The sequence below is a fragment of the Nocardioides sp. genome (assembly GCF_031397825.1).
In the GTDB taxonomy this organism is placed as follows: Bacteria; Actinomycetota; Actinomycetes; order Propionibacteriales; family Nocardioidaceae; genus Nocardioides.
In genome coordinates this window covers 1-9,607 of the sequence record NZ_JANNML010000067.1, presented here as the reverse complement: position 1 = coordinate 9,607, position 9,607 = coordinate 1, and the positions used below count along the sequence as shown (strand labels likewise).

Here is a 9,607-nt window from a genome sequence, read left to right as displayed (position 1 = left end):
GCGGATGTAGCGATCTTCTCGTGGAATCTTGAACGCGGCCACGAGGCTGTCGTGCACTGCATCAATGATGACGACTTCCTGCTGCGGCGAGTAGGAGAAGCGCGGCCAGGTGCACAGCTCGACCGGCGCGACCATCCCGGGCGGCGGCAATGCCGAGACAACACCTTCGTCGGGGAATGGAGGCCCATGGGGCTGGACGAGGGCGGGCTACTGGAGCCAAGGGCTTGCGGAGCCGGTCGAGACGAAGAGAGCACCCGTGTGTCAGGTGAGGGGGAAGACCCAGTCGTCCAACGCATTGGGGCCGCCCATCTCCTCGAGCACGTCACAGCTGCCGCGAGTGGAGCAGCGAAGCAGGTTGTTGCGGTCCCCCTCTCGGGCGACGAGGAGCAGATCGGTCTCGGACTCGAAGCCCACGACGTGGGAGAAGACCATGCCGCCGACGTCGAGACCGACTGGCCCGGTCGATGCGTCGCTGGGCTCCACCACCGGTCCGGAGCTCGCGGTGTAGGCAACAACGTGGCCCGACGGCGACCAGGAAGCCGGCTCGGTCGGGTCCGGCATGAGAAATTCCCGACCACCCTTGAAGGCACCGAGCTCGTTGACCTCGCCCAGGACGCGTTCGGTGGAGGAGCCGTAGTCCCCTGACATCGCCAGGACACCCTGCGTGCCGACCTGGGCGATCTCGCCCGGCGCCCCCGTGATGGCCGTGGGTTCCGCGGCTCGAGGATCCCAGACGAAGCTGCGGTCTCCTTCGTTGTAGAACACGCGACCCGAGGTGTCGAAGCCCAGGAGGTCGACGGCTCCTGACTCGCAGCACGATCCCGGTGCTGCGAGGTCGATGGCACCGACCTCGGTCCTCTGCGCCAGGTCGTGGACCGTGAGAAGCGTGGTCGTCGGGTCCGGGTGACTCATGGCGAGCACCTCCGTGCCGTCGAGGCTCAGGGCGACGACGGAGTCATCGAGGAACGGCAGCGTCACCAGCTCGTTCCCGTGCAGGATCCACGAGCGTGCCACGCCGTCGCCTGCCTGGCTGGAGTAGTTGTCGGTGACGATGACGGAGTCGCCGGCCCAGTGCAGCTGGTCGGCCGTGGTGGCTGCCGACGAGGAAGCATGGCGCAGGACGCCGTCCTGGATGTAGGGGATGGTCGGCGCATCAGACAACGGCTGCTCGTCGACGCCCGTGGACCCACCGGTCTGACCGGCAGGTGGAGCATCGGAGCCTGTGGGCAGCACGGTTCCGATGCCGACACCGACCACCACCACTGCGACCGCAGCCACCGCAGCCAAGGCAGCGAGCACAGTCCCGCGGCGCCGCGGTCGTGCGGACAGCCCGAGCAGCGCCTCGGGGACCGGGGGGTGCGGGGTCGACTCCACCCGCTCCTTGAACAGCGACCGGAGGTCGTGCTCGATCGGATCACTCATCGGGGTTCCTCTCGTTGCTGTCGGTGGCCACGGCAGGCATACGCGCCCTCAGCTTGCCGAGCGCGACGTGGGAGTAGGACTTGACCGAACCGGTCGAGATGCCCAGGACATCGGCGATCTCGACCTCCTTGAGGTCCTCGTAGTAGCGAAGGACCAGCACGGCACGCTCGCGCGGGGAAAGCGTCATCAGCTGCTGCCACAGGTCGAGCCGCTCGCCGGGGTCCGTCGAGTACGACGGCTCGGTCCGCACCTGCAGGAGCCGGTCCTTGGCCGAGCGGCGGCTGTCGAGCCGTCGTGCATCGATGAAGACGTTGAACATCATGCGGCGGACGTAGGCCTCTGGCGCGTCGGCACGAGACACCCGGTCCCAGCGGGGGTAGGCCTTCGTCAGGGTCTCCTGCACGAGGTCTGCCCCTGCGTCCGGGCTGCCGGTCAGGAGGTGTGCGGTCCGCACGAGTGTCGTCCATCGAGCCACCACGAAGTCCTCGAACGTCGGCGGGTCCGACTTGTCGTCGTTGTTCACACCATCGCCCTCTCGACACCTTGACGTCACGGCCGCTGCAGAAGGTTGTGGCCGGCCACGGCATTCTGGAGCCCGACCTGGGTAGTCAGGTGCGCGTGCCGCGCCCTAGGAGGCTGCGGCACGGAACGGCTCGAGTGTCTTGCCGGCTTCGAGGAACACGGCGGGCAGCTCCTCGTTCCAGTACTCCTGCAGGGCGATGGAGCGGATCTGGTCGCCGGTGAGTGAGGGCTCGGGGCGAGTGACGTAGGTGCCCACTCCTGGGCGCGTGATGCTGTTGGTGGCCGCGACCACCACACGGACCCCGTCGGCGCGCACGAGCTCGGCGACGCTGCGGATGTCGCCAGGGGCCTTGTCGCCGGTGAGCACGTAGGACGTGATCGTGGCGCCGTCAGGGAGTCGTGCCGAGCGGCACTCGTCCATGGTCTCCGAGCAGCCGCCGATGAAGCCGCCGTCGAACTGCACGTTGATCTCCACGTTGGCCGGGCCACCGTCGTCCTCCAGCCGGATCTGCGCGTAGTAGTCGCTGTCGCCGAGCTCGGCACGCGGGCCCTGACCGACGTAGTCCGAGGTCGGCGAGTCGGTCACGTCACTGAGCGCGGACACGAGGGCAGCGGCGGCCCCTCGTGCGGTGGCAGGGCCTGTCTCGTCCTCGGCGCGGACGGGTGAGGAGGGTCGTGGTGACGGGCTGGTGGCGTGGGTGGCCGGGTCGGTCGCGACGGTCCCCTCGGTGCCTGCTCGAGGGTTGTTCCACGGAGAGGCAACGAGGACGGCGCCGATGGTGAGCGCTACGAGAGTCCCTCCTGTGGCTGCTGCTCTGCGCAGCAGCGCCAGGCGCTTCCCGCGCGAGCGAGCCTGCGCGGTCAGACGAGCGATGTCGGGCCCGACCTGGTCGGTCCGATCGAGGTCCTGGGCGATCCGGTCACGGAGGTTCATGAGTCTTCCCTGGGGTCGAGGTCGAGGTCGGTGAACTGTGCACGAAGACGGGCCAGCGCTCGCTTGCTGCGAGTGCGCACGACGGCCTCGCTCAGCGCCAGGTCAGTTGCCGTTTCGGTGACGCTGCGGTCGAGCCAGTAGCGATGGACGACCACCGCACGGTCCTTCGGAGTGAGGCGACGCAATGCATCCAGCATGTCGAGGCGCAGGACGGGGTCCTGGTCACCGGATGCGGACGACTCAGACAGCCCGAGCTCGTCCGTCGGTCGCTCCGAGGACCGCCGCAGTCGACGGTGGGACAGAAAGGTGCGAGTCAGGACCGTGCGCGTGTAGGCCACCGGATCGTCGGCGCGCGAGACCTGCTTCCAGGCCACCCACACCTTGACGTAGGTGCCCTGCATGAGGTCCTCGGCGAGGTGGTGGTCGCCGCCGGTCAGCAGCAAGGCAGTGCGGTGCAGGGCGGGTGCCGTGATGCGGACCAGTGCATCGAAGCCGAGGTCCTGTCCGGCAGGCATGGCACCCTCCCGGGCTGAGCCCCGAGAGGGGGAGGCGGTTGATGCAGTCACACCTACTAGACGCTACGAACCACCCTCCGCGTGACACCCCGGACTGCACGAAATGTCAAGGCTGATGAGACAGTCGGTGCTCAAGCGGTCTGCACGCGTGGCCCCTCGTGGGGAGGGCCAGTGATCCAGGCCGCGGCCGGCTGTGTCGGTGCTCCGTTCGGGATGCGCGGCCTAGGCCGCATCGAGGGTCACCTGGCGTTGCCAGCGGACCTCGCGGGCCAGGCCTCCGGATCTCCTCGGGGGATGCCACGTTCCTATTCCACCATCATGTTCCGCGACACTGCTTCAACAGGCGTCTCACCTGGCTCCAGTCCGCCGTCGGGCGGAGGTCCAAAACACCCTGTCGTCGCGCCGAGTAGTTCGGTCATGCCTAGTCAGCAGAAAACTGTCGCTCGCGTCCAGAGGAAGGCGCGCAAGGTGTGGCGCAGTCTCAGGGTCGACATGCCTCGAGGGTATCGCCGGGGATGGACAGGCGCGGTCGGCTCCCTTGGGTCGTCGAGCACGCATGAGGGCCCCGGCCAAGCCGGAGCCCTCACCGTCTCGAACGCCGAGATCGAGCACTACGTGCACACGTGCCTGGATGTCGTAGTACTGACTGACTGACTGACCCATGCTGACCTGCGCCGAACGTCGAGGATGTTGCCTCACCCGCATCACGCTTGTCACGAGTTGCCCCTTCATCTCGGGCGCTCGGCCGCAGCGGCGCGATTGTTCTTTGGCGGTGGCAGGGATGGGGATCGACCGAGCCGCCGAGACTTCACCGGGTTGACGGCTAGGGCATCCTGAGGCGATGGACGTGGAGCTGCTGGTGGTGTCGGGCTGCCCTCACGAGCTCGGAGCCGTCGAGATGGTGAGTGCGGTGGCGGACGAGCTGTGCCTCGCAGTCTCGGTGAGCACGACAGTCATCGAGACGGATGAGCAAGCTCGGTTGCGCGGCTTCACCGGCTCGCCCACGATCCTTGTCAGCGGTCATGATCTCTTTCCGGAGGCGGGCGCTCACGTGGGGATGGCTTGCCGGGTCTACGCAACGCCTGCGGGCTTGTCAGGGCTGCCCTCGATCGAGGCGCTGCGAAAAGCACTAGGGGACGCCGCCGCTTCCTGACGGGCTCGACAGCGCCCGGGACGAGCGAGGATCGTCCTGGGCGCGGCCGGTGCTACGGGCAGGGGGTGTGCTGGGCTCAGGCCGGGGCGACGGTCTCGTGGCGTCGGGTGAGCCACGTGACGGCGGGGTAGCCGGTGAGAAGGCCGAGGACGATGCCGACTTGCATGAGGAACCAGAACGAGCCCTGGTCGACGGGTGGCATGTACTCGTTGAAGTGGAGGAGAAGCATCCAGCCGCCCATGCCGATGTCGAACGCAAGCACCGTCAGCACTGCTGCCATGGCAGCGGCTCCGGCGGACGAGGCGCGAGACGTGCCGCGGCCGCTCGCGGTCCGCTCGTAGACGAACAGCAAGGCCATGGCGAGCAGGCCGATGACGATGATCATGACCCACAGGTCGATGCCGGCGATGGTCAGGCCGGAGGCGATCACAACCGGGACCCCGATGAGGTGCGCGACCGCAGACGCGCCTCCGCCGGGCAGTCCGGCGACCGCAACCGGCTGGGCAGTGGCAGCGGTCCGGGGAGTGTCGGAAATCTGTGCGGTTCGTCCGTGACGGGCGTAGAGGGGCAGTGCGAACGGGCCGAGGTAGAGAGCTGAGGTGACCCAGACGATCTCGGCTGCGACGGTGCCGTGGCGGTGTCGTCGGGCGTAGACGTCGTAGGCGATCGCGGCGGCGCTGAGCAGGGCCAGCGTGATGAAGGTCCAGGCGATGGGGGTGAGCCACTCGGGCACTCGGTTGGTCATGTCCATGAGAGGTGTGTCCTTGATGTCGTGTGGGTGGCGTCGTCGCGATGCGGGCGGACGCAGGGGTGGGACGGGTCCGGTTGGTCAGGCGTAGCTCGACCGACGGACTCGGGTGGGAGAGGGCTCAGGCTGGTGCTGAGCGACCTGTCACACCCTCCACACGCACAGGGACATCGGCGAGAGCACGAACCAACCGGACCACCGGCTGCGTTCGCGTTTCACGATGAGGGGACCGGTCGTCCTGGCGAGCAACCCGAGGAACGTGTCGCGTCGTCGTGTCAGCAGGAGCCCGAGCAGCATCAGGGGGGCTGCCGCTGCGGCGAGGGCGCAGGTGGCTCGTACGGCGCCTGAGGCGCATGCGGCGTCGCACATGCCTGCCATCGGTGCAGTCGGCAGCACCGCGACTCGGTCGGCCTCAGCGACGCCCGGGGCCATGACCATCGAGCTCATGGACCCGGTGTCAGAGGCGGCCGCGGTCTGGCTGGAACTGCCGGTTGCAAGGGCTGCGCACATCAGGGTGAGCCCGAGCATCACGCCCGCCACGAGGACGTGCCGTGCCCAGCGCGCACTCCTGCGGGCACCGGGTTGAGACACGAGCCGATGCTAGGCGAGGCCTCCAAGAGGTCGTCAAGAGCAGCTGCGGGTGCTCAGATCCGGACTGTTCGCAGCCGTAGGGCGTTCGTGATCACGCTGACCGAGGACAACGCCATGGCGGCGGCGGCGATGATCGGAGACAGCAGCAGTCCGAACGTGGGATAGAGGACGCCGGCAGCGACGGGGATGCCGGCGACGTTGTAGATGAACGCGAAGACCAGGTTCTGGCGGATGTTGGACATCGTGGCCTGGGAGAGCCGGCGGGCGCTGACGATGCCGGTGAGGTCACCGCGTAGGAGTGTCACCCCTGCGCTCTCCATGGCGACGTCGGTGCCGGAGCTCATCGCGAGGCCGACGTCCGCGGCAGCGAGCGCGGGGGCGTCGTTGACGCCGTCGCCGGCCATCGCGACCACGCGACCTTCCGCCTTGAGCTGCGCCACGATGTCGCTCTTGTGGTCGGGGAGGACCTCTGCCTCGACCCGGTCGATGTGCAGCATTCGCGCGACGGCCTTGGCGGTGACGCTGTTGTCGCCGGTGAGCATGACGACCTCGATGCCCTCGGCGCGCAGGGCCTCGAGGGCTGCCGGGGTGGTCTCCTTGACGGGGTCGGCGATGGCGAAGATGCCTGCGACCTGGTCGTCGATGCCGATGAAGATCGCGGTCGCCCCATCGGCCCTCAACTGGTCCGCGCGGTCGGTGAGGCTGGCGGTGTCCATGCCCTGGGAGCGCAGGAAGGCGGCACTGCCCAGCAGGACACGGCGGTCCTCGACCAGGCCCACGACGCCCTTGCCGACGGGGGAGTCGAAGTTGCTCACGGCCGGGATGTTGATCTGTCGCTCCTCGGCTGCGCGCACGACGGCGTGGGCCAGGGGGTGCTCGGAGGCGCGTTCGACGCCGGCGGCCAGGCGCAGCAGCTCTTCGCGGTCGAACCCGTCGAGGGCGACGACCTGGGTGACGGAGGGGCGGCCCTCGGTCAGGGTGCCGGTCTTGTCGACGACGAGGGTGTCGACCTTCTCCATCAGCTCGAGTGCCTCGGCGTTCTTGATGAGGACACCGAGCCCGGCACCTCGGCCGACGCCGACCATGATCGAGACCGGCGTGGCGAGCCCCAGGGCGCAGGGGCAGGCGATGATGAGCACCGCGACCGCCACGATCAGGGCGTGTGCCAGACGGGGCTCGGGGCCCACGAGGCCCCAGACGACGGCGGCGATGACGGCGACTGCGAGCACGACGGGGACGAACCAGCCCGAGACTCGGTCGGCCATCCGCTGGATCGGGGCACGTGAGCGTTGGGCATCGGCGACCATCTGCACGATCCGCGCGAGCATGGTGTCGCGGCCGACCTTCTCGGCACGCATGACCAGGCCTCCGGTCTGGTTGAGGGTGCCCCCGATGACCGCGTCACCCTCGGTCTTCGAGACCGGCATCGACTCGCCCGTCACCAGCGACTCGTCGAGGGAGGAGCGGCCGTCCTCGACGACTCCGTCGACCGGGACCTTCTCACCGGGACGCACCCGCAGCCGGTCCCCGATCTGGACGAGGTCGAGGGTGACGTCCTCCTCGGTGCCGTCGTCGGCCATGCGGTGGGCTGTCTTGGGGGTCAGGTCGAGCAACGCCTTGATCGCCCCGGAGGTCTGCTCGCGAGCGCGGAGCTCGAGCACCTGGCCGAGCAGGACCAGCACGGTGATGACAGCGGCCGCCTCGAAGTAGACGTCGACCGTCCCGCCCATGTCGCGGAAGGAGTCGGGGAAGATCCCGGGCGCCACGGTGGCCACGACGGAGAACACCCAGGCCACACCGGTGCCCATCGCGATCAGGGTGAACATGTTGAGCCGCCGGGTGCGCACCGAGGTCCACCCGCGGGTGAAGAAGGGCCACCCGGCCCACAGGACGACCGGGGTGGCCAGCACGAGCTGGACCCAGGTCGCGGTCGTGGCGGAGATGAACTCGAACGCTGACGGCACGAAGTGCATGCCCATCTCGAGGACGACCACGGGCGCGGCGAGGAGCAGGCCGACCCAGAAGCGACGCGTCATGTCCGTCAGCTCCGGGCTGGGGCCGCTGTCCGCGGTGATGGTCACCGGTTCGAGCGCCATCCCGCAGATGGGGCACGCACCCGGACCCGGCTGACGGATCTCGGGGTGCATCGGGCAGGTGTACTCGCCCGCGCCCCCTGAGGTACCGGCCGCGGTGTGGGTCGCGGTGTCGTCGGCGTCGTTCGTCTGGGTAGCCGTCGGGGAGTGGTGCGTGTGGCTCGTCATGTAGGCAACATACCCCCATGGGGTATAAAGTCAAGAGGCGTTGGTCCCGCATGTCCGGGACCGGGAGGGGCTGTGAGGATGCTGGGTGGGGGTCCTAGACTGAGGGTGATGAGCCGCCGTGGTGCAATCCCGATCAGGCGTGTCGCTGGGACCTCCGGGACACGCCTGCTGGTCGTGCTCGCGGCGCTGGCGGGCCTGTTCGCCATGCACGGCATGTCCGAGCACGGCATGGCGCACCACGACTCGTCCGTGATGTCGGCACCGGCCACGTCGGGCGAGGTGATGGCCGTGGGTGCCGCCGAGGCTGCGGCGGATGTCGCCGCTCACACCCAGAACAGAGGTGTTGACGCTGTCGCAGTGGCGGGGGACATCGTCGGCGACGGCGCTGACCTGGCGATGATGCTGTGCCTCGCGGTCCTCGCCGGACTGGTCCTGTTGCTGACCAGGGCGCGAGGGCTGTGGGTCGGGCTGGTCCTGCGACCCGTCGTCGGCGGCGCCGATGTGCGCCTGGCGCGCACTGCTCGAGAGCCAGTCCCACCAGACCTGCACGTCCTCTCCATCCAGAGGTGCTGAGGGGCGCCTCCAGCGGCTACGTCGCCTGACGTGGCCGGCTGGACCGACGCCATCCCTCAACAACACCTCGCTGCCCCACCCCCGGTGTGCGGCGGCGACCCTTTCCGGAAGAGAGAACAACGCTGTGTTCACCCTTGATGCACCCCGCAAGCTAGCCGTCGCCCTCGCGACGACTGCCACCCTCGCCCTGTCCCTGAGCGCGTGCGGCGGGGACGACCTCGCCGATGACCCGAGCGCCGTCCAGACCGCGGAGAACGGCGATGTCTTCAACGGCGCCGATGTGGCCTTCGCCACCGACATGATCCCGCACCACACCCAGGCGATCGAGATGGTCGACCTCACCGAGGGACGCACCCTGGACCCCGAGGTCCAGCAGCTTGCCGACGCGATCCGCAACGCCCAGGCCCCCGAGATCGAGACCATGTCGGGATGGCTGACGTCGTGGGGCGAGGAGGTTCCCGAAGCCTCAGAGGGCGGGCACGACATGTCCGACATGGGCGGCGACTCCGACTCCGACATGGGATCGATGAGCGGCATGATGAGCGCCGAGGACATGGAGGGCCTCGCGAACGCCTCGGACGCCGAGTTCCAGGACATGTGGCTCTCCATGATGGTCGAGCACCACACCGGTGCCGTGGAGATGGCCCAGGCGGAGCAGGCCGGTGGCGAGTTCGCTGACGCCATCGCTCTCGCAGAGCAGATCGAGTCCTCGCAGACCGAGGAGATCGCAACCATGGAAGAGCTCCTCGCTTCCTGACGCGCTGACCGACCCAGGTCGCGGGGGTGGGGGGGGGGGGCCCCCCGGGCCCCCCCCCCCCCCCCCCAAGAGAAAAACCACCCAGCCCCCCCCCCACCCCCCGCGGTGTGAAACAAAGACAACCAACAACA

9 protein-coding genes are annotated in these 9,607 nt (G+C 68.7%); 3 read left to right on the top strand and 6 right to left on the bottom strand.

Features of this window, described 5'->3' with window-relative positions; translation table 11 throughout:
- Window positions 1-261: 261 nt before the first annotated feature.
- From RMN98_RS05485 to RMN98_RS05470, 4 genes are all read right to left on the bottom strand, one after another.
- Window positions 262-1,422, bottom strand: a complete 1,161-nt coding sequence (locus RMN98_RS05485) for a hypothetical protein (RefSeq protein WP_309647796.1) — start codon at window positions 1,420-1,422, stop codon at window positions 262-264.
- Window positions 1,415-1,945, bottom strand: a complete 531-nt coding sequence (locus RMN98_RS05480; RefSeq protein WP_309647795.1) for a SigE family RNA polymerase sigma factor — start codon at window positions 1,943-1,945, stop codon at window positions 1,415-1,417. Before RMN98_RS05480 ends, RMN98_RS05485 begins: the two co-directional genes overlap by 8 nt.
- A 105-nt stretch (window positions 1,946-2,050) precedes the next feature.
- Window positions 2,051-2,878, bottom strand: coding sequence for a hypothetical protein (locus RMN98_RS05475; RefSeq protein WP_309647794.1), 828 nt, complete (start codon window positions 2,876-2,878; stop codon window positions 2,051-2,053).
- Window positions 2,875-3,393: a SigE family RNA polymerase sigma factor gene (locus tag RMN98_RS05470; RefSeq protein WP_309647793.1), complete on the bottom strand. Its 519-nt coding sequence runs from the start codon at window positions 3,391-3,393 to the stop codon at window positions 2,875-2,877. Before RMN98_RS05470 ends, RMN98_RS05475 begins: the two co-directional genes overlap by 4 nt.
- 841 nt (window positions 3,394-4,234) lie before the next feature.
- Between RMN98_RS05470 and RMN98_RS05465 the strand changes: the two genes are divergently transcribed.
- The gene (locus RMN98_RS05465; RefSeq protein ID WP_309647792.1) at window positions 4,235-4,546 is read left to right on the top strand and encodes a thioredoxin family protein; all 312 of its coding nucleotides are present in this window, start codon (window positions 4,235-4,237) and stop codon (window positions 4,544-4,546) included.
- Between the two features lie 76 nt (window positions 4,547-4,622).
- On the opposite strand, the gene RMN98_RS05460 is transcribed toward RMN98_RS05465, so the two are convergent.
- Window positions 4,623-5,297 carry a DUF4396 domain-containing protein gene (locus RMN98_RS05460; protein WP_309647791.1) on the bottom strand — a complete coding sequence of 225 codons (675 nt, stop codon included), beginning with the start codon at window positions 5,295-5,297 and terminating at the stop codon, window positions 4,623-4,625.
- Window positions 5,298-5,938: 641 nt separating this feature from the next.
- Window positions 5,939-8,146, bottom strand: coding sequence for a copper-translocating P-type ATPase (locus tag RMN98_RS05455; protein WP_309647790.1), 2,208 nt, complete (start codon window positions 8,144-8,146; stop codon window positions 5,939-5,941).
- Window positions 8,147-8,254: 108 nt separating this feature from the next.
- Here RMN98_RS05455 and RMN98_RS05450 point away from each other — a divergent pair, with 108 nt between their 5' ends.
- Together RMN98_RS05450 and RMN98_RS05445 are read left to right on the top strand one after the other, a co-directional pair.
- Window positions 8,255-8,719 (top strand): DUF6153 family protein, encoded by a 465-nt coding sequence (locus RMN98_RS05450; RefSeq protein WP_309647789.1) that lies wholly within the window; start codon window positions 8,255-8,257, stop codon window positions 8,717-8,719.
- A gap of 124 nt (window positions 8,720-8,843) precedes the next feature.
- On the top strand, window positions 8,844-9,476 hold the full coding sequence (locus RMN98_RS05445) for a DUF305 domain-containing protein (RefSeq protein ID WP_309647788.1): 633 nt from the start codon (window positions 8,844-8,846) through the stop codon (window positions 9,474-9,476).
- Window positions 9,477-9,607: the final 131 nt, after the last annotated feature.

What these genes read in the sequence shown, in the direction of transcription:
- RMN98_RS05485 (WP_309647796.1), bottom strand. Translation starts at nt 1,422, where the DNA reads ATGAGTGATCCGATCGAGCACGACCTCCGGTCGCTGTTCAAGGAGCGG.
- RMN98_RS05475 (WP_309647794.1), bottom strand. Translation starts at nt 2,878, where the DNA reads ATGAACCTCCGTGACCGGATCGCCCAGGACCTCGATCGGACCGACCAG.
- RMN98_RS05470 (WP_309647793.1), bottom strand. Translation starts at nt 3,393, where the DNA reads ATGCCTGCCGGACAGGACCTCGGCTTCGATGCACTGGTCCGCATCACG.
- RMN98_RS05465 (WP_309647792.1), top strand. Translation starts at nt 4,235, where the DNA reads ATGGACGTGGAGCTGCTGGTGGTGTCGGGCTGCCCTCACGAGCTCGGA.
- RMN98_RS05460 (WP_309647791.1), bottom strand. Translation starts at nt 5,297, where the DNA reads ATGGACATGACCAACCGAGTGCCCGAGTGGCTCACCCCCATCGCCTGG.
- RMN98_RS05455 (WP_309647790.1), bottom strand. Translation starts at nt 8,146, where the DNA reads ATGACGAGCCACACGCACCACTCCCCGACGGCTACCCAGACGAACGAC.
- RMN98_RS05450 (WP_309647789.1), top strand. Translation starts at nt 8,255, where the DNA reads ATGAGCCGCCGTGGTGCAATCCCGATCAGGCGTGTCGCTGGGACCTCC.